Source organism: Pragia fontium, assembly GCF_900638655.1.
In the GTDB taxonomy this organism is placed as follows: Bacteria; Pseudomonadota; Gammaproteobacteria; order Enterobacterales; family Enterobacteriaceae; genus Pragia; species Pragia fontium.
Genome location: NZ_LR134531.1, coordinates 1,866,347 through 1,888,183 on the forward strand (window position 1 = coordinate 1,866,347; position 21,837 = coordinate 1,888,183).

At 46.0% G+C, this 21,837-nt stretch carries 14 protein-coding genes; 1 reads left to right on the forward strand and 13 read right to left on the reverse strand.

The genetic code is table 11. The features are described from left to right. Positions 1-11 precede the first annotated feature (11 nt). Positions 12-356: an antibiotic biosynthesis monooxygenase family protein gene (locus tag EL341_RS08095; protein WP_126467544.1), complete on the forward strand. Its 345-nt coding sequence runs from the start codon at positions 12-14 to the stop codon at positions 354-356. Positions 357-645: 289 nt separating this feature from the next. On the opposite strand, the gene trhP is transcribed toward EL341_RS08095, so the two are convergent. From trhP to sbcD, 13 genes are all read right to left on the reverse strand, one after another. Continuing rightward, positions 646-2,010 (reverse strand): prephenate-dependent tRNA uridine(34) hydroxylase TrhP, encoded by a 1,365-nt coding sequence (gene trhP / locus EL341_RS08100; protein ID WP_047780919.1) that lies wholly within the window; start codon positions 2,008-2,010, stop codon positions 646-648. Between the two features lie 159 nt (positions 2,011-2,169). Beyond that, on the reverse strand, positions 2,170-3,006 hold the full coding sequence (locus EL341_RS08105) for a hypothetical protein (RefSeq protein WP_126467545.1): 837 nt from the start codon (positions 3,004-3,006) through the stop codon (positions 2,170-2,172). A 56-nt stretch (positions 3,007-3,062) separates the two neighbouring features. Then, complete coding sequence (baeR, locus tag EL341_RS08110) at positions 3,063-3,770, reverse strand: envelope stress response regulator BaeR (RefSeq protein ID WP_408634892.1); 708 nt, start codon at positions 3,768-3,770, stop codon at positions 3,063-3,065. A gap of 2 nt (positions 3,771-3,772) precedes the next feature. Next, the gene (gene baeS, locus EL341_RS08115) at positions 3,773-5,176 is read right to left on the reverse strand and encodes an envelope stress sensor histidine kinase BaeS (protein ID WP_126467549.1); all 1,404 of its coding nucleotides are present in this window, start codon (positions 5,174-5,176) and stop codon (positions 3,773-3,775) included. A 21-nt stretch (positions 5,177-5,197) separates the two neighbouring features. Then, entirely contained in the window at positions 5,198-6,619 is a 1,422-nt protein-coding gene (gene mdtD / locus EL341_RS08120; protein WP_126467551.1) for a multidrug transporter subunit MdtD, read from the reverse strand. Between the two features lie 54 nt (positions 6,620-6,673). Beyond that, positions 6,674-9,769, reverse strand: coding sequence for a multidrug efflux RND transporter permease subunit MdtC (gene mdtC / locus EL341_RS08125; protein WP_126467553.1), 3,096 nt, complete (start codon positions 9,767-9,769; stop codon positions 6,674-6,676). 1 nt (position 9,770) lies between these two features. Then, a complete protein-coding gene (locus tag EL341_RS08130; RefSeq protein ID WP_114986583.1) occupies positions 9,771-12,905 on the reverse strand; it encodes an MdtB/MuxB family multidrug efflux RND transporter permease subunit in 3,135 nt (1,044 codons plus the stop codon). Then, a complete protein-coding gene (locus EL341_RS08135) occupies positions 12,902-14,119 on the reverse strand; it encodes an MdtA/MuxA family multidrug efflux RND transporter periplasmic adaptor subunit (protein ID WP_114986584.1) in 1,218 nt (405 codons plus the stop codon). The genes EL341_RS08130 and EL341_RS08135 overlap by 4 nt, the downstream gene beginning before the upstream one ends. Before the next feature lie 201 nt (positions 14,120-14,320). Then, positions 14,321-14,803, reverse strand: a complete 483-nt coding sequence (locus tag EL341_RS08140; protein ID WP_114986585.1) for a FidL-like protein — start codon at positions 14,801-14,803, stop codon at positions 14,321-14,323. Beyond that, entirely contained in the window at positions 14,800-15,597 is a 798-nt protein-coding gene (locus tag EL341_RS08145) for a hypothetical protein (RefSeq protein ID WP_114986586.1), read from the reverse strand. The genes EL341_RS08140 and EL341_RS08145 overlap by 4 nt, the downstream gene beginning before the upstream one ends. A 185-nt stretch (positions 15,598-15,782) precedes the next feature. Beyond that, positions 15,783-16,694, reverse strand: a complete 912-nt coding sequence (gene rdgC, locus EL341_RS08150; RefSeq protein ID WP_047780929.1) for a recombination-associated protein RdgC — start codon at positions 16,692-16,694, stop codon at positions 15,783-15,785. Positions 16,695-16,813: 119 nt separating this feature from the next. Next, positions 16,814-20,494, reverse strand: coding sequence for an AAA family ATPase (locus EL341_RS08155; protein ID WP_114986587.1), 3,681 nt, complete (start codon positions 20,492-20,494; stop codon positions 16,814-16,816). Beyond that, complete coding sequence (gene sbcD / locus EL341_RS08160) at positions 20,491-21,744, reverse strand: exonuclease subunit SbcD (RefSeq protein WP_047780931.1); 1,254 nt, start codon at positions 21,742-21,744, stop codon at positions 20,491-20,493. The genes EL341_RS08155 and sbcD overlap by 4 nt, the downstream gene beginning before the upstream one ends. Positions 21,745-21,837 lie beyond the last annotated feature (93 nt).

The window sequence follows — 21,837 nt, forward strand, 5'->3', positions numbered from 1 at the left end:
GGGCATTATTTATGATCGCAGTTATCTTTGAAGTACAGGTTAAAGAGGGGCTGAAATCGACATACCTCGATCTTGCCGCTGGATTAAAACCGTTACTGAGTGAGGTTGACGGGTTTATTTCAATTGAGCGATTCGAAAGTCTTTCTGAACCGGGCAAGCTGCTTTCTCTTTCATTTTGGCGTGATGAAGAGGCAGTAGCACAATGGCGCGATCTGGAGTTGCACCGACAGGCTCAGATAGCCGGTAGAAAATCAATTTTTAACGATTATCGATTAAGGATCGCTGGCGTGGTACGCGACTATGGCATGCTTGAACGGGAGCAGGCGCCGCAGGATAGCCGTGAAACTCACGGTTAAGCTAAGTCTGAGAATTATTTCTGAAACCGGCTATCAAATAAAAAGAAAAGGATTGTTGTAAATATTGAGCGGGAAGTAGGTTTACAAGGGCTAAAAAAAAGAAACCAGCCCAAGGGAGATTGGACTGGTAAGGAGGTGGTTTCTATTAAATGAATAATAGGAACACAACTAGTTATTAATCTTTAGGACTGAGATAGTAGTCCATTTTTTTGCTAATAGATGTGATCTGTTTCTAATAATTGACAATTAAAGCCGATTTTTTATCAACTTTGATGGTAAAAATTAGATCTTATGCACTATGCGGGTTACGCGTATTACTATTAGCGCCCAGATTGCGCATTAACAGAGCATATTCCAGATTCATATCATCTGGCACCGGTAGATAAACAACATGTCCATTTCCTGGTGCAACGTCGGTTGGCTGACCTTTCACGGTTTCCATAGTTTCAATCGTGAAGTGGACATTGCCCTGAGGCGTCATCATTTCTACGCTGTCACCAACGGAAAATTTATTTTTTACATCAACCGCAGCTAAACCATTCCGGCGTTCACCGGTAAATTCCCCAACGAACTGTTGGCTATCGGAAATAGAGTAACCGTAATCATAATTCTGGTGTTCATCATGCACATGGCGGCGTAGGAAGCCTTCGGTATAGCCACGGTGGGCTAAGGATTCCAGTGTGCTCATCAGTGATTCATCAAAGGGTTTACCGGCAACCGCATCGTCAATAGCTCGGCGATAGACTTGCGCGGTACGGGCACAGTAATAGAAGGATTTAGTTCGGCCTTCAATTTTTAATGAATGTACGCCTAATTGAGTCAGGCGCTCTACGTGCTGGACTGCGCGTAGATCTTTGGAGTTCATAATGTAGGTGCCGTGCTCATCTTCAAAGGCGCTCATATACTCGCCCGGACGCATGGCTTCTTCAATCATAAACACTTTATCCGTTGGCGCGCCAGCACCTAGCGTAGGTTCAACGTTTTTGACTTGAATCGGTTCGTGAATATGCACGATATTACCGGTGTCATCTTCTTTACCTTCTTCAACCTTATACTCCCAACGACAGGCGTTGGTGCAGGTTCCCTGATTAGGGTCGCGTTTATTGATATAGCCGGAAAGCAGGCAACGGCCGGAATAGGCCATACACAGAGCACCATGAACGAAGGTTTCCAGTTCCATCTCTGGTACATGTTGGCGAATTTCTTCAATCTCTTCTAAAGAGAGCTCGCGAGACAGGATCACCCGAGTCAGCCCCATCTGTTTCCAGAATTTCACCGTGGCCCAGTTGACGGCATTCGCCTGAACAGAAAGGTGAATATCCATATCAGGGAAGGCTTCACGCACCATCATAATCAGTCCAGGATCGGACATAATCAGGGCATCAGGCCCCATTTCCACTACCGGTGTCAGGTCGCGAATAAAGGTTTTAAGCTTGGAGTTATGCGGGGCAATATTTACCACCACATAGAATTTTTTACCCAACGCATGGGCCTCATTAATACCGAGTTCCAGATTCTGATGGTTAAATTCGTTATTGCGTACCCGCAGGCTGTAGCGAGGCTGACCGGCATAAACTGCATCTGCGCCATAAGCAAAGGCGTAACGCATGTTTTTCAGCGTACCGGCCGGAGAAAGTAATTCCGGTTTGAACATATTGATTTCTCTTTGTCTGATCACAAGTCAGTGTCGTCCCCAAGGGGGACAACGTTGGGGTAATTCCCAGGGCGGGAATTGTAGACTTGGTCAGGGCGAATGGCAATGGTGGAAACGTTATTCATCCCAAGAGCAATAGCGTATTGGCGTCGTTATCCTTTAATCTGACCAATAGCTATAGGTTGAACGCAGTGTCGTTTGGCGGTCAATAGCATAGGTGGGGAACAACTCTATTTCACGGGAAACTGAACGGGTACAGTCATTCTGGCTATTCCACTCAGTACAGTCGGTCAGCTTATTGCCAAGATAGTAGGGAGACACCGTTGTTTCTATCATTCTATTATTGCGATTTTGGGCATCATACAAGTAAGAGATGTTAACGGAAGGGGTCGTCAGAAAAGAGGGCATATTATTGGCGTTATAGAAGAATCGGTATTCACCGTTGACGGTTTCATCACTGCCGGTAAGTTGACTGTAGGCCATGCGATTAAGGTCATCAATTGTATAGCTGCCATTGGTAACGCCTTGCTCCACTTTCCCTTCACCACCGGAAATAAAGCTATCGGTAGAGTGGGTAATCAACCCCTGTTGATTGACGCCATAAAGGATATTGCCTTCCCGGGCATACAACAGTTTATTTAGACCAATTAACGTGACGTTGTAACTATTTTTCCAGCCATCGGCGGTTTTGCGGACATCATAGACTGAATCAATTCTAAAGCGTTGCTCATTTTTGGAGATTTGAGCATACATAGATTGCAACTGTCCGCAGCGATCATAGTTAAACTTAAAATAGTAAAATGACCCGGTATTATCCCGTTCAGTAACGGTTTCAATTTCACGAGCATGATTGAAGGAAGGGATGCTGAGCAGAGCCAGATGATTATTGTCATTGGTTTCTTTGGTGATGGGGCAGCTTTCTGAAGCATTCGCAGCAGGAAAATATAAGGCACCAATAGCCAAAGTCAGTAAGGATATTCGGATTGCTGAACTCATTAAACCAATAACTCCTGTTATATTGCTCCATTAAATGACCCCCAGATAATATCTATTTACCCCTCCCAGCGATAGCCTAAACCATAAACTGAGCGAATAAATGTTTTTTCTGGGGCAAATACTTCCAGTTTACGGCGCAGGTTTTTGATATGACTGTCGACGGTTCGGTCGGTGACGACGCGATAGTCATTATAGAGATTATCCAGCAATGACTCCCGGGTTAATACTTGCCCGGCATGGGAGAAGAGCGTTTTCAATAAGCGGAATTCGGCTGAGGTGAGATCCAAGGTCATATTGTTATAACGCACCTGAAATTGTGATTCATCCAACTGCATCTCTTGAGCAGTTTGGGGAATAAGTCGTGGTGCCTGATAGCAGCGCTTAATAATCGTTTTCACTCGGGCAACCACTTCCCGAGGACTATAAGGTTTACAGATATAGTCATCTGCTCCGATTTCCAGACCTGAAAGCCGGTCTATCTCTTCCGTTTTAGCGGTAACCATCACAATGGGAACATCAGAAAAGGTACGAATTTCCCGGCATAGGCTAATACCGTCAATGCCGGGCAACATCAAGTCCAGTAAAATCAGCGATGGTGGAAATTGGCGAACATAGTCAACCACTTCAAGCCCATTGGCGATTAAGTAGGTTTGATATCCGGCGGCCTGAAGATAATCAACCAACAATAAGCCGAGTTTGGGTTCATCTTCGACAATTAATATCGGCGGTAGATCTGTGCCGGATAATGATAAACTTTCAACCATAGTCATAGCGTGCTGGTATCTGAGGCTAAAGGTAAGAATAGTTTAATTTCCAGTCCCCCTAAAGGCGAATGTGTTGCGCTGATCTGGCCATCGTGAGCATCGACTATATTCCAACAAATAGATAACCCTAAGCCAGAGCCGCCGCTGGCCCGATTACGTGAGGTTTCGGTGCGATAAAAGCGCTCAAAAATTTGCTCCAATTGCTCATCGGTTACGCCGGGAGCGGAGTCTTGCCAGAGTAATAAGAGCTGGTCTTTCGTCTGGCTAGCGGAGATTTTGAGTTTTCCACTGGTGTGGTTATTCATCGCATCGGTATAACGCAGGCTATTTTCCAGTAGATTATTAAATAGCTGAGATAAGCGATCCGGATCGCCAAATAGCATCGCGCTCGGCGGTAGCTCTACCTCAATTGACAGGCCTTTATTTTCAAAGCGCCCACGATAGGCCGCAATAGCCAGATTGAGTAGTGCAATAACGTCAAGATTGCTCTTTCTATAGGTCAGGGCACCGAGATCGGAAAGGGAGAGCTGGTGCAGATCGTTAACCAACTTAGTCAGGGAGCGCACCTCAGCCTGTAGCGAATGCAGAGATGTTGGGGTGAGCTGCCTGACACCATCTTCCAGTGCCTCCAACTCACCCTGTAATACTGCCAGCGGAGTTCTGAGCTCATGGGAGACGTCGGCAATAAACGCTCGGCGCATTCGCTCATTTTTTTCCAGCGTTTTGGCGAGTTGGTTAAAATCATTAGCCAAAGTGCCCAATTCATCTCGACTGGTTACCGGAACGCGGGCTGAGAAATCCCCGGCGGCCAAATGGTGAGTGGCGGCCATCAAATGTTTCACTCGCGAGAGTAAACTGCGGGAAACCAATAGGGTAACAATAGCCGCCAATAGCGTGGAGAGGCCAATCAGAATCCAACTGGTACGATTTTGCTGTTTGGCGAAATTAATATCGGTACTGCGGGTTAATTTTTCGCTGGGCATTCCAACTATCCAGCCAATAGCTTCACCATCCAGCATAATGGCTTTACGGTTAGCCTGTTGCGGAACGGGATGAGATGAACCGGCCAACATGCGTCCCTGGGTATCAAATATCCAGAACGGGGCACGCCATCCCTGAGGGGGAAGCGGTGGTTCATCACGTTGGTCGTCATTTTGCTCAAATGAACGTAATAACTGATAGATCACCTTTTCATTGCGCTGTATAAAGCGCCAGTTTCCTTCATGGCGATAACGTTCTGCTAAGGCATGGCTCAACAGGTTCAGACGCTGTTCATTACTGGAACGAATATAATCGGTAAATCCTCGTTCAAAGCTGATACGTGCACCCCAGTTCATGGTGATGAGTATCAGCATGCAGGTTGCCAGAATGGCAAAAAATAGTTTACCGGTGATCCCTATTTTCATCAGGTGCGGTTTCCGTGGTGGTTAGGCATTTTTATCCTTTTTTCGTCGAGACCCCAGCGTCAGGTTTTTGGCTTCATCTTTCGGAACCCGAGCAAACACCAAGGTCGGTATCAGCATAAGCAGGCCAATACATAAGTAGGTATACAGGAACGCCATTTGGATATCTGTGCTACCGACATTAATCTGGTGCACGGAGAAAACGCCCAGCAAAATACCAGCAATGCTGACACCAAGGCTCATAGATAATTGCATGACCATAGATAACAGACTGTTACCACCGCTGGCTAACTCATCGGGTAAGTCTTTCAGGGTTAGCGTATTCATGGTGGAAAAACGTACTGCATTGGTCACGCCTAAAAAGAATAAAATAAACGGCAGCAGCCAGTACCAGCCCAATATACCTGCGATAGGAATCAACAAGGTAATCACCGGTAAGACCAGCGTAGCAATACTGAGAACGGCGCGATAGCCAAAACGATTCACAATTTGCACCACCAGCCGTTTAATACACATACTGCCAATAATCATCGGAATCATCATGAGTCCGGCGTTCAATGGAGTAAATCCCAGACCGACCTGCAGAAACAACGGGGTCATAAATGGCATCATTCCGCTACCAATTCTAGCCAGTAAACTTCCGCTTAAACCCAAAGAGAAGGTGGGGATCTTGAACATCGCTAGGTTAAACAGCGGCGCTTTTGCTCGCCGGGCATATAACCAATAAATTCCCAGCGCACTAATGCCACAGGCGCATAGCAGCAAAATAGTAGCAGGCGTCAGGCCTAAGCCGGCGTGTCCATCCAGAGATAGGGTGATGGTTGCCATACCAATGGCCAGTAAGCCGAATCCGATAAGATCAAACGGGCGCGGCGGCATTTTGTAATTAGGCATAAAATAGAGCGTTGCCAGCACCCCGATAATACCGACGGGAATATTAATCAGAAAAATCCAGTGCCAACTGGCGTATTCCACCAGAAAACCACCCAGAGCGGGGCCCATTAATGGACCCACCTGACCGGGCAGGGTAACAAAGGTCATGGCGGCCATATACTGCTCACGAGGAACAATTTTCATTACCGTCAGCCTACCGACGGGAACCATCATCGCTCCACCAATTCCCTGAATTACGCGGGAACGAACCAGTTCGGCCAGCGTTTCCGACTGGGCGCAGAGCAACGAGCCTAGCGTGAACAGCACGATGGCCGACAGAAATACCCATTTTACCCCAATACGATCGGCCAGCCAGCCACTGGCCGGTAAACCCACCGCAACGGTTAAAATATAGGCAACAATAACTGACTGCATTTGCAATGGACTTTCATTCAAACTCTGGGCCATTGACGGTAGTGCGGTGTTAAGGATAGTAGTATCTAAAGATTGCATAAAGAATCCCAGTGCCACAATCCACAGTTGCCAGCGCACACCCGTTGTTGAATTCTTCATTTTATTCTGCCCCTGCTGATATTCTCACCATTCTAATCGGAATCATTATTATTATCAGTTGGAAAATGTGCGGTGAACCAAGCTCTTTGATACACGGCGACGTTTAAACCATTGGCTCAAACGGTCAAAATAGAGATAAATCACCGGTGTGGTATACAAGGTTAGTAATTGGCTCATCACCAGACCACCAACAATGGTGATCCCTAACGGTTGACGGAGTTCAGCACCGTCGCCGCTGCCTAATACCAAAGGTATCGCGCCAAAAATAGCTGCCAAAGTTGTCATCATAATAGGGCGAAAACGTAACAGACAGGCCTGAAAAATCGCCTCACGCGGCGTTAACTGCCCCTCTCGTTCAGCCGACAGGGCGAAATCGACCATCATAATGGCATTTTTCTTTACCAGACCGATTAACAACATAATGCCGATTAAGGCGATCAGACTAAATGGCGTCTTGAAAAGCTCCAGCGCAAGTATTGCTCCGATGCCCGCAGACGGGAGCGTAGAGAGGATGGTTAATGGATGGATATAACTTTCATAAAGAATACCCAAAACAATATACACGGTGGCGATAGCGGCAATAATCAGGAAAATTTGAGCGCTTAGCATCTCCTGAAACACCTGCGCGGTACCGGCAAACGATCCTCTGATGGTGTTCGGTACGCCTAATGCCGTCATGGTACGTTCAATGGCGTTGGTTGCTTCTGAAAGTGAGTAACCGTCAGCCAGATTAAACGAAACGGTGGAGGCGGCAGAAAGTCCCTGATGGTTAACCGAAAGCGGGGCATTGGACGGCATCCATTGGGCAAAATAGGACAGGGGAATGGATTTACCTTCCTTGTTAATCACAAACATTTTCTCTAATGCACTCTGATCCTGAGCATATTGCGGCGCCACCTCCATCACCACTTTATATTGGTTTAGCGGTTGATAGATGGTTGAAATTTGTCGTTGTCCAAAGGCATTATTCAGCAGCGCATTGGCATCCGATACATCAATACCTAATCGCGCCATGCTTTCTCTATTGTAGATAATGGCAATTTCAGCGCCCTTATCTTGTTGATCAGAGTTAACATCGGCCAATTCCGGTAGGGCTGCGAAAGCGGTGCGTATCTTCGGTTCCCACTGGCGTAAGGTGCTCAAATCATCAGACAGTAGCGTATATTGATAACCGGCATTGGACTGCCGACCTCCGGCTCGTACATCTTGTACCGCCATTAGAAATAGGCTGGCGCCAGGCTCTTGGGATAATTTGCCGCGCAGTCGGTTAATCACTTGCTGAGCCGTATCTTTTCGCTCAGTGAGTGGTTTGAGAGAGATAAACATCGAGCCGCTGTTAGTGCGTGAACCTCCGGTGAATCCGGTGACATTATCAACATCCGGATCGCTGCTGACGATTTTCATCAGGGTTTCCATCTTTTTCTTCATCGACTGGAAGGAAATACTTTGATCAGCCTGAACAAACCCCATTAATCGACCGGTATCCTGCTCAGGAAAAAAGGTTTTTGGGACGTTCATATACAGCCAGATATTGAGTATCACGGTGCTGATAAATACCACAAGCACTAAACGCGCATGATTCAGTATCCAATTGAGGGAACGAGCATAGCTTTGCTGTAGGGCTAGAATAACCCGGCCGAAACCCACCGATGGCCGTGGATGCTGCGGATTGCGTGCTTTTAGTAATCGGGCACACATCATTGGCGTTAAGGTCAGGGAAACCACCAGAGAGATAGCGATAGCTACCGTAAGGGAAATTGCGAACTCACTAAACAGTCGTCCTGGCAGGCCGCTCATAAAGAGCAACGGAATAAATACCGCCACTAATGACAGGCTCATGGAGAGTACGGTAAAACCAACCTCGCTCACGCCTTTTAGTGCGGCATCAAAGGGTTTCATCCCAGCCTCAATATGGCGGGAAATATTCTCCAGTACCACAATGGCATCATCAACCACAAAACCTGTCGCGATGGTTAAAGCCATTAATGACAGATTATTCAGACTGAATCCCAGCATATACATGGCGGCACAGGTACCGATTAATGAAACTGGCACTGCAACGGCGGGAATCAGGGTAGCGCGACCAGAACGTAAGAACAGGAACACCACCAGAATTACCAGTGCGACAGCGATGGCTAACGCGCGTTCTACTTCAGATAACGAAGCGCGGATGGTTGGCGAGCGGTCTTGAGCAATCGCCAGATTAATCGATGCGGGAATATAGGATTGCAGCTCGGGCATCTCGGCTCGAATGCGGTCAACGGTATCAATAATATTCGCATCGGCAGAGCGCCGAATCATAATCAGAATGGCCGGGATACCGTTGGCCATACCGGCATTGCGTACGTCCTGTACCGAGTCGGTTACGGTTGCCACATCACTTAATCTAACCGGGGTATTATTATTGTAGTGAACAATAATAGGGCGATAATCATCAGCCGCTTTAATTTCATCATTAGTCTGAACTTGCCAGTTTTGGCTATCCAGTTTGAGATAACCTTGAGGTTTACGTACGTTGGCTTGGCTAATGGCGTTTCGTACCGCATCCAGTGATACGCCCTGATTAAATAAGGCTTGAGGATTGAGTTGAACGCGAACTGCCGGTAAGGAGCTACCGCCGACGGATACATCGCCAACGCCTTCCAACTGAGAAATCTTTTGTGCTAACTGGGTCGATGCATAGTCGTACAATTCTCCCTGACTATAGACGTCTGAGGTTAATGTCAGAATCATAATCGGCGCATCGGAAGGATTGGCCTTGCGATAAGTCGGCCTTGACGGCATTCCGCTGGGTAACAAGTTTTGCGCGGCGTTAATAGCGGCTTGTACATCACGAGCGGCACCGTTGATGTCACGATCCATATCAAACTGCAAAATGATGCGAGTACTGCCCAGCGAGCTGCTGGAGGTCATTTCGTTAACGCCAGCAATGGTGCCAAGGGAGCGCTCTAAAGGCGTGGCAATGGAGGAAGCCATGGTTTCCGGTGATGCACCGGGTAGCGATGCGCTAACGGAGATAACCGGGAAATCAATTTGAGGCAACGGTGAAACCGGCAGCAGTTTAAAACCAATAAGACCACTGAGAATAATGCCTAACGTCAGTAGGATTGTGGCTACCGGGCGGTTGATAAACAGGGCATAAAATTTCATGTTATACGCCTGCCTCGGTGGTTTCAGCGCGTGGCGCTACCGGCTTATTATTGCGGCTAAAGCGATCGAACATCAGATAGATCACTGGGGTGGTAAACAGGGTTAATACCTGACTTACCAGTAAACCGCCAACCATACAAATTCCCAGCGGCTGACGTAATTCAGCGCCCATTCCGGTACTTAACATTAAGGGCAATGCACCAAGCAGTGCGGCCATGGTGGTCATCAGAATAGGGCGGAAGCGCAGCAGACAGGCTTGATAAATCGCATCGTAAGGGCTTTTGCCTTGTTCCCGTTCGGCAGCAAGAGCAAAGTCGATCATCATGATGGCGTTCTTTTTCACAATGCCGATCAGCAGGATGATGCCAATAATCGCGATGATATCCAGTTCCTGTCCTGACAGGATCAGTGCCAGTAAAGCACCGACACCGGCACTTGGCAGAGTAGATAAAATGGTGACCGGATGGATAAAGCTTTCATACAGTACTCCCAACACAATATACATGGTGACAATGGCGGCAAGAATCAGCCAAAGGGTGCTGCTGAGAGAGGCCTGAAATGCCAGTGTAGCTCCCTGAAACTGTGTCGTGATATCCGCTGGGAAGTTCAGATCTTTTTCTGCCTGAGTAATGGCTTTGGTTGCCTCACCCAGAGACGCGCCCTTTGGCAGGTTAAAAGAGATAGTCGCGGATGGGAACTGGGATATCCGGTTAACCGAAAGCGGGCCCAAACGCTCTTCAATCTTGGCAATACTGGTTAAACGGATGGATTGCCCAGCACTATTCTTCAGATAAATGTTATCAAAAGCGTCATATAACCGTTCTTTATCAATAGTTTGTTCCAGAACAACGCGATATTGGTTGGCCTGAGTATAAATTGTTGAGATCAGTCGCTGACCAAAAGCATTATATAAGGCGTTATCAATGCTGGTCATATTGATGCCTAAGCGGCTGGCATCATCTCGATTGACATTCACATAGGCAACTAAACCCTGATCTTGCCAATCGCTGGTGACATCGGTTAACTCCGGCAGTTGCTTGAGTCGTTCCAGTAATTTAGGCACCCAGAGGCTTAATTGCTCAAGCGACATGGTTTGTAGTGTGAACTGATATTGGGTGCGACTGATACGGTCTTCAATGGTTAAATCCTGCACTGGTTGCAGATACAGGGTGATACCGGGAACGGCCTGCACATTATGCTGTAAACGCTCGATAATTTCAGGTGCTCGAGCACTACGCTGGCTCAATGGTTTCAGGTTGATTTGCAAACGGCCGTTATTCAAGGTGGCATTGCTACCGTCTACGCCGATAAAGGAAGAGAGGCTTTCAACATCCGGGTCTTGCAGAATAATGGCGGAGACTTCTTGCTGGCGTTTAGCCATGGCTGAAAATGAAATCGATTGAGGCGCTTCAAGGGAGCCCTGAATCAAGCCATTATCCTGTAAAGGAAAGAAGCCTTTAGGGATAAACAGATACAGTAAAATGGTTAAGGCCAGTGTTCCGCCAGCCACGGAAAGGGTGAGCCATTGATGTCTCAATACTACGGTCAGATAACGACCATAGCCGTTAATAATACGTTCAAAAAAACGTTCGCAGGCTAATGAGAAACGATTTTGTTGACGTAGAGATTCATGACTTAACAGACGTGCACACATCATTGGCGTTAAGGTGAGGGACACAATACCTGAAATCAGAATGGCCACCGTCAAGGTTAGGGCAAATTCATGGAATAAACGACCGACGACATCCCCCATAAACAGCAGTGGAATAAGAACTGCTACCAGCGAAACGGTGAGGGAGATAATCGTAAAGCCAATTTCGCCAGCACCTTTCAACGCAGCATTCAGCGGCTTTTCTCCCTGCTCGATATAGCGGGAAATATTCTCAATCACTACAATCGCGTCATCAACCACAAAACCGGCGGCGATAATCATCGCCATAAGCGTCAGGTTATTAATGGAGAAGCCGAGAAAGTACATCACGGCAAAAGTACCTATTAATGACAACGGCACTGAGACGCTGGGAATTATCGTGGCGGGTAGATTACGCAAGAACAGATAAATTACCATCACGACTAAAATCACCGCCAGTAAGAGTTCGAACTGTACATCGCTAATCGAGGTACGAATGGTGACGGTACGATCGGTTAATACTTGAACGTTGACAGAGTGGGGCAAGCTATCGGTGAGCTGAGGTAAAATATTGCGGATGCCATCTGCGGCGGTAATCACGTTTGCACCGGGTTGGCGCTGAATATTCAGGATAATCGCCTGTTTTTGGTTAGCCCAAGCAGCCAGTTGGGTGTTTTCCGCACCTTCCTCAACGCTGGCAATGTCTTTCAGGCGAATAGGTGCGCCGTTCTGATAAAAAATAATCAGTTGTCGATAGTCTTCCGGCGATTTCATTTGGTCGTTAGCCGAGAGCGTAGCCGAGCGAGTTGGTCCATCAAAACTCCCTTTGGCGGTATTCACGTTAGCGCTGGTAATGGCAGCGCGGACGGTTTCGCTATCCAGCCCATAAGCGGCCATAGCCTGAGGATTCAGGCTGACTCTGACTGCGGGGCGTTCCCCCCCTGACAGACTAACCAGACCAACCCCGGAAACCTGAGATATTTTCTGGGCAATGCGGGTTTCGACCATATCCCGCACCTGACTCATTGGTAGGGCATCCGATGTAACGGCAAGGGTTAATATTGGTGCATCGGCAGGGTTAACCTTGCTGTAGATCGGCGGATAGGGTAAATCGTTGGGTAGAAGGTTGGTGGCCGCATTTATGGCCGCTTGAACTTCTTGTTCAGCAACATCTAAAGGCAGTTCAAGCTGGAATTGCAGGGTTATCACGGAAGCGCCACCAGAGCTCTGTGATGACATCTGTTTCAATCCTGACATCTGCCCCAATTGTTGCTCTAATGGCGCAGTAATGGCCGATGTGGTGACATCCGGGCTGGCGCCTGGATAAAGGGTCACGACCTGAATTGTTGGATAGTCAACTTCAGGTAAGGCTGAGACTGGCAGCGTTTTATACCCAAGAATCCCAGCCAGCAAGATGGCAATCATGAGTAGCGTGGTCGCAACAGGCCTTAAGATAAAGAGTCGGGAAGGACCTCCGCCTGAAGGAGGAATATCTTGAGTACTCATTTGGTTGCGGCCTGTTGCTGGCGTGGATTGGCAGGTTTGGATGATTTCAGGGACTCAGGCGTAACCACTTCAACCTGCACGCCTTGTTTCAAACGGTCTACCCCGTCAGTGACCACCCGTTGTCCCGTCTCAATGCCTTTATCGATAACGGTCAATTCACCAGAACGGAAACCGACAATAACCGGTTGTTTACTGACTTTATTCTGTTGATCGATCAACCAGACAAAGTTTTCATTATTACCGGTCTGAATCGCAGCGGTGGGTACCACCACGGCATTTTTTAACGTATCGACTTTTATTTGAGTATTCACAAACTGATTAGGAAACAGCATGTTATCGTCGTTACTAAAGCGAGCCTTTAATTTTATCGTCCCTGTGGTGGGATCGATCTGATTATCCATACTGAGCAGGCTACCGCGGGTAATCAGCCGTTTATTTTCTCTATCCCAGGCTTCAACCTCTAATGCAGTACCGCTGTTATAAGCGGGTAAGATATTACTAATGGTGGTTTCCGGTAGATTAAACACCACATCGATGGGATGAGTTTGAGTGATGACCACTAAACCGGTACTGTCACCGCTCGTTACATAGTTGCCAACATCAGCTAACTTTAGACCCACTCGTCCGGAAATTGGGGCCGTAACTTTACTGTATGTTAGCTGTAAATTAGCACTATCAACGGCACCCTGAGCAGCCTTTAGGCTTCCTTCCGTTTGTTTGACCAGGGCAATTTGGGTATCTAACTGTTGTTGTGACACCATATTGGTACGAATCAGTTTTTGATAGCGGCTGAGATCGCGTTTGGCATTACTCAAGGTTGCCTGCATATTCGCGAGTTGCCCTTCGGCCTGCGTCAGTTGAACCTGAAAAGGACGGGGATCGATTTCAACCAGTAAATCGCCAGCTTTAACTTCTTGCCCTTCATTAAAATGAATCGCCATAATTTGCCCATCAACCCGATTGCGGACGGTCACTGTATTGGCCGCGGTAACGGTGCCCAATCCACTGAGATAGCGGGGAATATTCTGTTGAAGTGCAGTGGCAACCTGAACTGGCGGTTGGGGCATATTACGACGTCCGTTATTGACGGACGTTTGAGGTTTGCCGTTATCGGTAGATGAATAATGATAATAAAGTATCGCTCCACCAACAGCGATAACCGCTATCGTAATCAGCGGTAACGGGCGTAATAATCGCTTGAGTTCGAATACCATTTTTATGCTCACTTGAAGCAGCCTATATAGTTGAGCTATAACGCTGAATTAATTGAAAATGCTGAGATATAGACAAGTATAACCGGTTATAACAGAAAGAAAATGAAGGAAATATGAAGGTTAGGTAATGAAAAGTCAGCGTTGCGTTAGCTTTTAGTTTAGCGTCAGGGTATTTATCCGGCCATGTAATGGCCAGATAACTTATTCACAGATGAAATACGGCAGGGTGCCGCTGCTGAATAATTTTTTTCCGCTATTCATATTAATAATGGTTAGATGAGTCGCGCGGTGCTTCTCTACGCTAAAACGATAAAGATAACGCTCAGCTAAATCTTTAGGTAAATTATCCGTTTTTTCCATAATAACGTCGGTATTGACCAGCGAATAACTGTGATTTTTGTTGGTGGTATAGTCAAACATGACTTTACGATTAATCACGTATTCACGCCCGCTAAATTGTAAGTATCCGGTTATCAGATTAATGCCTTTACCGTTGTTAAAACGAAATTGCATATGGGAAACCATCTGCGCTTCACTTTCTTGCTTATTGGTTTCGAATAAAAACGTGGCATTAGTTGAGCAACTAAAGTTGTTTTGATGGCTAAAGTAAAACAGATAAATACCACTAAAAAACAGGGCAGTAACAATAAGTGTAGTAATGACGGTTAACTTTATATTTCTCATTTAACTTTCACCACATAATAGCTTACACAAGGGGCTTGCTCTTGATCTGGATTACCGCCACAAACTTGATACGATTCTCGTCTATCGTCAGCCGGTATACTCACGTAGATATTATGGGGAGTATCACAGGCAACGTTAAACTCTTCCAGACGGAGTTTCAGATGCACCAGATCGGTGGGCTTTTGATTATGAATAAATACGCTGCATTGCTGATATTTGCCTTGATAGTGATAATCGGCAAAATAATCAGGTTTGGAGGAAAATAAATTCAGCGCAAAATAAAGTAGAAAAATAGACAGCGAGATGACCAAAACAATACGAGTGTAATACCAAATAAAGCGGTTGTTTTTTGATTTAACTGAAATCGTTGGTTCATCGAGAGTAACGGTAGAATCAATCACTGATTCTTTGGCAATATAGGGTTTTTCTCGTTCATTTTCATTAAAGGAGCGGTAACTGGAGATAACCTTAAGTTCGACGTCAGTAGAGAGCTGAACGCCGTATGAATAGACAATCATCATTGGCTCATATTCGCCAATTTGTTGAAAAGATTTAACGATGTTATCTAATTCAGCCGTAATTTGGGCGTTAACATTGGGTAAGTCTGACCGTTCTTTAACGTCAACAGACAGCTGTTCAAAAGGGATTATTTGGTAACCACTATCAATCAGGTGCAGAAATAACTGTTTAGCATGACTACTTAGCGTACTTAATTGCTTGGGATCATCAAGACGACTCAGGACTCCAGTATAAGTGTTAAATAACACTCGGTCATTAATGATATAGTTATGCAAACGTTCCCTCCGGTAATCCATTCGTACGTGGTGTTTTTAACTGTAAGTTAGCTTATTTTACACGTTACTGCACCAAGTTGCAGGTTAAAATTAGGGTTACGTAATGTAATTATTGCTGTGTTAATAGTATCAATGGAAATAGTCTAGCATCTCCATCAGTACTATTAACACGTATTAGGTATAAATTATTCTTTATGTTCTCCGCCCAATGCGTCGATTAACTGTTTAATTAATAAGGAAACCTCACCGGTCATTAACGCAAAGTCGGCATCGAAACGGGCCGCGTAATCCTCTTTATCAATATCCTGATTCTGGTCACGTAACGTTTCTGTAAATTTAAGGCGCTTCAAGCTACCGTCATCGGATAGGACAAATTGAATTCGCTCACTCCACTCCAGAGCCAGCTTAGTCACTAATTTTCCAGCTTCGATATGAACAGCAATTTCATCACTCACCAATTCCTGAGCTTTACAGCGAATAACGCCACCACCTTCCAAAATAGCTTTTAATTCAGCCTCATCCTGCAAAATAAAGCCGGCAGGGACATTACCTGAGCGGACCCATTCAGTCAGCGTTAATTCGATAGGGCTTTCCAACGTTAGTGGGACTACGGGTAATGAGCCCAGGCTTTTACGCAATAGTGCTAAGGTGTCTTCAGCGCGTTTGGCGCTGGCGGCATCAACAATAATCAGGCCATTTACCGTATCAATCCACAGGCTGGTTTGGTTGAAACGACTGAAGGCGCGAGGAAGCAGGGAATGTAGCACTTCATCTTTTAGTGCATCTTTCTCAGTCTTTTTTAGCTTACGGTGTTGTTCGGCTTCCAACTTTTCGATTTTGGCCTGTAGTGCCTGTTTAATTACCGGTGCCGGTAATATTTTCTCTTCTTTACGCGCGGTAATCAGAATCTGATTGCCGGAGGCATGAGTTAAGGCGTCGCTGTGAGATCCCAGCGGAGAAACCCAGCCGGTTTTAGCCATATCCTGACTGCCACAAGGGCTAAAGGTTAACGGTTTTAGCTGTTTTTCCATTTCATCAGCAGAAAGATGAATATCACGGCTAAGGCGGTAAACCATTAAATTTTTAAACCACAACATAATTATTTCCATTAAGAAGAGCGATGCTCTGTATAAACATAGTCACCATCATAACCAATCATCATGCTTCTTGCGCTAATTTTGGTCAATGATGCTGACTAAACAAATAGATAAAGTGATTAATGTCTGAACTGCTCATCTAACCTGCTGATGCCCAAGCCATTCACCTTTTTAACCCTGATTTGCACCGGAATGCGTTCTTTCATGGCATCAATATGGCTGATTACCCCGATAATTTTACCACTGGCGTTCAGGTTATCCAGTGCATCAAGTGCCACATCCAGCGTTTCTGCGTCCAGCGTACCAAATCCTTCATCCAGGAACAGTGAGTCAATACTGGTTTTATGGCTCACTAAATCTGATAGCGCCAGCGCCAAAGCCAGACTCACCAGAAAACTTTCGCCACCGGAAAGGGTGCGGGTATCGCGTATATTATCAGCTTGCCAGGTATCAACCACCTGTAACTCCAGCGAGCTATTCTCTTTACGCTGTAACAAATAGCGACCATGCAGCCGGTTAAGCTGTTGGTTAGCCAGATAGACCAGATGATCAAGAGTGAGACCTTGGGCAAACTTACGAAATTTTGCCCCATCACTGGAACCGATGAGATTATTCAAATAAGACCAATCATCAAGCTGCTGCTGATATTGCTCAATTTGTGTAACCAAAGATTGTTGATTTTGCTGATTTTTCTGGTCATTGTCTAACTGTTGGCGAATTTCACCCTGGCGTATGCTGTTGGCTTTGCTTTCCTGCGACAGATTGGCTAACTGCTGCTCGAGCTCATCAATGGGGATGTTGATATCCAGATGTGAAGGTTGAGTTGCCACATGCGACTGTAGCCGTTTCTCTGCTTCATTCAATAAGGTATGCGCCTGATTTAAACCCGTCAGCAATCGTTCTTTTTCGCTGGTAAGCTGTTGGCGTTCATCTTCAGACAGTAAAGCCGTCAGGAAGGCGGTTTCATGGCTAAATTCACTGTCTTGTAATGCCAGCGTAAATTGGTTTTCTACATCAGTCACCGACGCTATTTTCAACTGTTGCTGTTGATGGAGAGTTGATAGCTGCCCATTCAGAGCAACCCACCGATTATGAGACTGTTGCCAGCAATTTCTGGTTTGATTCAGCGTTTGTTCAAGGGTCTGCTGCTCCAGCTGAAGCTGCTGGTTAATATGTTCAGTCTGTTGATCACCAAAGAGTTCAAACCGCTGCTGTTTTAGCCGCTGGAGTTCATTGTTATGAGCATTTAACTGAGCACTACTTTGTTCAATCTGTAGAGTAAGATTTTCCAGCCGGGTTTTTCCCGCAGTAATATCGGTATTAAGTACGGACAGCTGTTGGTCAATCTCTTTTTGATGAATGACATAGGTTTGCCACTGCTGCCATTCGGATTTCCGGTCAGTTAACCACTGTTGATACTGTTCGGCTTCAGGCATGGGGAGTTGGTATGCAGCAAGATTGGTTTGCAGCAGGGCTAGCAGCTCCTGATAGTTATTCTGCAAGTTTTGCAGCGTTTGCTCTAATTGCTGACTGTTCTGACTTTGATAAGCAATATCTTGTGTCAGTAAGGTCACGCGCTGTAGGGCTTCTTTAACCACTATTTGCTGCTTATTAAGTCGTTCTTTTTGCTGTAACCAATGCTGTTCAGCCTGTTCCAGCAGATTAATTTGCTGATAAAGCTGCTGTTCCTGAACACGAAAACCTTCCAGATAAGCTTCAAACTGTATATTGTCGCTAATGGCAAAACTTAGGGATAGCCGTTGACAGGATTGAGACCATTGCTCTGCTATTCGCTGTTGATTTTGTTGTAATACATCCGATTCTGGTTGAAGTCGATTGTGCTGCTCTGTTTGCAGGGTGATCCGGCTTTTTATCTCAATACCTGCATCATGCAGTACCTGTAGTTCAGTGTTTAACTGATTTAACCGCTGTTCAGTATCCGTTGGTTGATTGGATTGATGTTGGTTAAGCAAGGGGTGCTGCACTGAACCACATAGCGGGCAAGGGGAGCCGGGTTTTAACTGGGCTCTTTCTTGTTCAAAACGGATAATTAATTTTTCCTGTTCTGATAATTTTTCCAGATCCGCCAGATGGATTTTCTTATCGGCATATTGCTGGCGTTTAATCAGTAAATCTGCATTAAGCTGCTGTATATTAAGTGTAATTTCAGCCAGCTGCTGCTGTGCGTTTTGATACTGTTTATGGGTTTCCTGATAACGTTGATTCAATTGAATTAACGTTTGTTGAATATCTCGAGTTTGGCTGAAACTATCGCGCTGTTGCTTCAGAGTGGTTAAATCTTGCTGTGATAGCATGCGCTGGTACTCAGCGTCGGTCTTGTCAAAAGTTTGCTGTAAGTGATGTAGTTCGGTTTGGCTCTGGGCTTGTGACAATGTCACTTCTTTCAGCTGCTGATTAAGCTGTGCAATCTCAGCATGTTTATGCGCTATTTGCTGTTTTACAACGTTTAACTCGGGATATTGTCGGCTAAGCTGACCAAGTTGTTGCTGCCATAGGGATAAATTTTCTCCCCAATACTGATGAGGGGAGTGAAGCGAAAAATATTGGCTAATCGTGTCTTGTTGGGTAAGTAATACTCGCTGCTGCTCAATACCGTTATTGACCGCCGTTTGCTGGATCGTTTGCTGTTGTTTTAAACTTTCCCACTGTGTATTGAGCTGAATCTGTTCACGAGTTTTGCTCTCGATCTGTACATCGAGGGGGGTAATTTGATTATTTATCAGATCGCGGGTTTGTTGATGCTGTTTTAATTGCGTAGCACGTTGTTGTTCTATTTGTTCCAGATTGGCTTGAGCCAGACTGGTTTCTTGCTTGAGAGATGACGCTAACTGGGCGGTTTTATCCAGTTCACTGGTCATCTGCTTTAATTCTTGCTGTAACCGTTGTCGCTCGTTGTAAAGTGGGCGAAGTTTCTCTGCTGGTTCATTTTGTTGCAACTTATCCAGTAACGGTTGTTGCTGTTGTAATTGTTGTTGAGCGTGGGTTAATTGAGCCCGGCATTCAGTTTCAATACGCTGGTAGTCTTGTTGCTTCTCCAGCCATTGTTTGTGACTAAGTTGCTGTTGAGATTGTTGATTGAGCTGTTTTTCCTGTATCAATAGCTGGGTAACCTGTTGCTCCAACGTTTGACGGTCGTTTTCTGATAAGATTTGAACTCCGCCCAGCAATGCTTGCAGAGTATCTAACTGGTTTCTGGCCTCTTTATGGCGCAGGAAGACCTGTTCTGAAATCTGACCGTAAATTTCTGTGCCGGTGAGCTCTTCCAGTAATTCAGCTCGCTCATTAGGATCGGCATTGAGAAAAGCTGCAAATTCGCCCTGCGATAGCAACATGGATTTTGTGAACCGGCTAAAGTCCAGACCGGTAATCTGAGAGGTTAGCTCAAGCTTATCGCGAATTTTATCGGTAATAATCTTACCATCGCTTAAATAGGCCAGTTCCACCTTCGGCGTTTGTAAGTTACCTTCGGCGCTGCCTTTGGCTCGACGTTGACTCCAAAACGCACGATAGCCAATCCCTTGGACTTCAAATTCTACTTCCGCCAGTGATTCGGCAGTATGGTGGGTCATTAATTCATTTTGGGTCGGGCTGGGGCTAAGGCGCGGCGTTTTATGATACAGCGCCAGACAAATGGCATCCAACAGGGTGGTTTTCCCTGCACCGGTGGCGCCGGTAATAGCAAACAGGGCATTGTCGCAGAACGGCGCTTGGGTAAAGTCGATTTTCCATTCATCTTTCAGCGAGTTAATGTTTTTTAGGCGCAGGCTGAGAATTCTCATAATGTATCATCCTTTGCCGTTGATTGATTTTCCTCGGCCATCTCATTTACCACCGTGCGGAAGAGCTGCTGTATTCGGCATTCTCGCTGTTGGTCGCTATCATTTTCGTCTTTATCCAAAGCCAAACGGCGTTCAAAAACGTCGTTTACCGTTAATTCTGACAGGGTTTCTTTTTCTTGACGTTGAATAGCCTGTTGAGTCAGCGCTTTACTGCGGCGTAGCAATACCACATCAACGGGTAACGTTTCGGCTAACTGCTGAATTTGTCGCTGTAAATCGTTCAGATAGAGGCGAGAGTTAACTTCAATATCCAACCAAACCGTTTTTTCTCCCTGATAATCATGAAAAGCGTTCAGGGCACTTTTGATTTCATCAATATCGCCTTTAATTAAGCGCATAGGTTGAAATTCCGGAATGGGCAGCAGGGTTATCTGCGGTTGAAGCCCCTGATTAAAATCTACCAGTACCACACTTTTTTCCTGATTGGCTTCATCAAAGCTCAGGGGGATGGGGGAGCCGGAATAACGGATATAGTCTGATTTAGCGACGATTTGCGGCCGATGAATGTGACCAAGGGCAATGTAGTCTGCCGGCGGAAATAGTTGAGCCGGAAAGGCGTCCAGCGTTCCAATATAGATCTCACGTACCGAGTCAGTGGTTGAGGCGCCAACGGTGGTGAGATGTCCGGTAACAATAATTGGCAAAGGTGTAGGATATTGGTGTTGTTTATCCTGTGCCAATTGATAAATTTGTCGGTAATGTTCAGCAATCGCCTCTAACAGCGACTGCTGTTTCTCCTGAGCGGACTGGCCAGCCTGACTGATAACAATATCCCGAGGGCGAACAAAAGGAATGGCACATACCAGTGCAGCGGGTTTTCCCTGAGCATCATGTAGCTCAATCACCTGTTGTTCAGGCTGCGGCGTAACGCCAGCGATAACTTGGGTATTGAGGTAGGTTAACAGCTGTCGGGATTCATTAAGCATGGCGACAGAGTCATGGTTTCCGCCCAGAACCACTAATTGACAGTGGGTTTGCTGCAACTCAACGATAAATTGATTGTACAGTTCACGGGCATAGCTGGGTGGCGAGGTGGTATCGAAGATATCCCCGGCAACGATAATGGCATCAACCTGATGTTGTTTAACCTGTTCTGTTAACCAGCGCAAAAATGCCGCGTGTTCTGGAGCCCGGCTTTTGGTAAAAAAATATTGGCCAAGATGCCAGTCAGACGTGTGAATAATGCGCATGAATCCTCTCTAGCAACGGTTATCAGCAAAGATTATACGCAGCGGGAAGCTTAAGAACCACTTAACATCGAGATTGATTAAGATTAAAAGATG

What these genes read in the sequence shown, in the direction of transcription:
- EL341_RS08095 (WP_126467544.1), top strand. Translation starts at nt 12, where the DNA reads ATGATCGCAGTTATCTTTGAAGTACAGGTTAAAGAGGGGCTGAAATCG.
- mdtC (WP_126467553.1), bottom strand. Translation starts at nt 9,769, where the DNA reads ATGAAATTTTATGCCCTGTTTATCAACCGCCCGGTAGCCACAATCCTA.
- trhP (WP_047780919.1), bottom strand. Translation starts at nt 2,010, where the DNA reads ATGTTCAAACCGGAATTACTTTCTCCGGCCGGTACGCTGAAAAACATG.
- sbcD (WP_047780931.1), bottom strand. Translation starts at nt 21,744, where the DNA reads ATGCGCATTATTCACACGTCTGACTGGCATCTTGGCCAATATTTTTTT.
- EL341_RS08140 (WP_114986585.1), bottom strand. Translation starts at nt 14,803, where the DNA reads ATGAGAAATATAAAGTTAACCGTCATTACTACACTTATTGTTACTGCC.
- rdgC (WP_047780929.1), bottom strand. Translation starts at nt 16,694, where the DNA reads ATGTTGTGGTTTAAAAATTTAATGGTTTACCGCCTTAGCCGTGATATT.
- baeS (WP_126467549.1), bottom strand. Translation starts at nt 5,176, where the DNA reads ATGAAAATAGGGATCACCGGTAAACTATTTTTTGCCATTCTGGCAACC.
- baeR (WP_408634892.1), bottom strand. Translation starts at nt 3,770, where the DNA reads ATGGTTGAAAGTTTATCATTATCCGGCACAGATCTACCGCCGATATTA.
- EL341_RS08105 (WP_126467545.1), bottom strand. Translation starts at nt 3,006, where the DNA reads ATGAGTTCAGCAATCCGAATATCCTTACTGACTTTGGCTATTGGTGCC.
- EL341_RS08130 (WP_114986583.1), bottom strand. Translation starts at nt 12,905, where the DNA reads ATGAGTACTCAAGATATTCCTCCTTCAGGCGGAGGTCCTTCCCGACTC.
- EL341_RS08135 (WP_114986584.1), bottom strand. Translation starts at nt 14,119, where the DNA reads ATGGTATTCGAACTCAAGCGATTATTACGCCCGTTACCGCTGATTACG.
- EL341_RS08155 (WP_114986587.1), bottom strand. Translation starts at nt 20,494, where the DNA reads ATGAGAATTCTCAGCCTGCGCCTAAAAAACATTAACTCGCTGAAAGAT.
- mdtD (WP_126467551.1), bottom strand. Translation starts at nt 6,619, where the DNA reads ATGAAGAATTCAACAACGGGTGTGCGCTGGCAACTGTGGATTGTGGCA.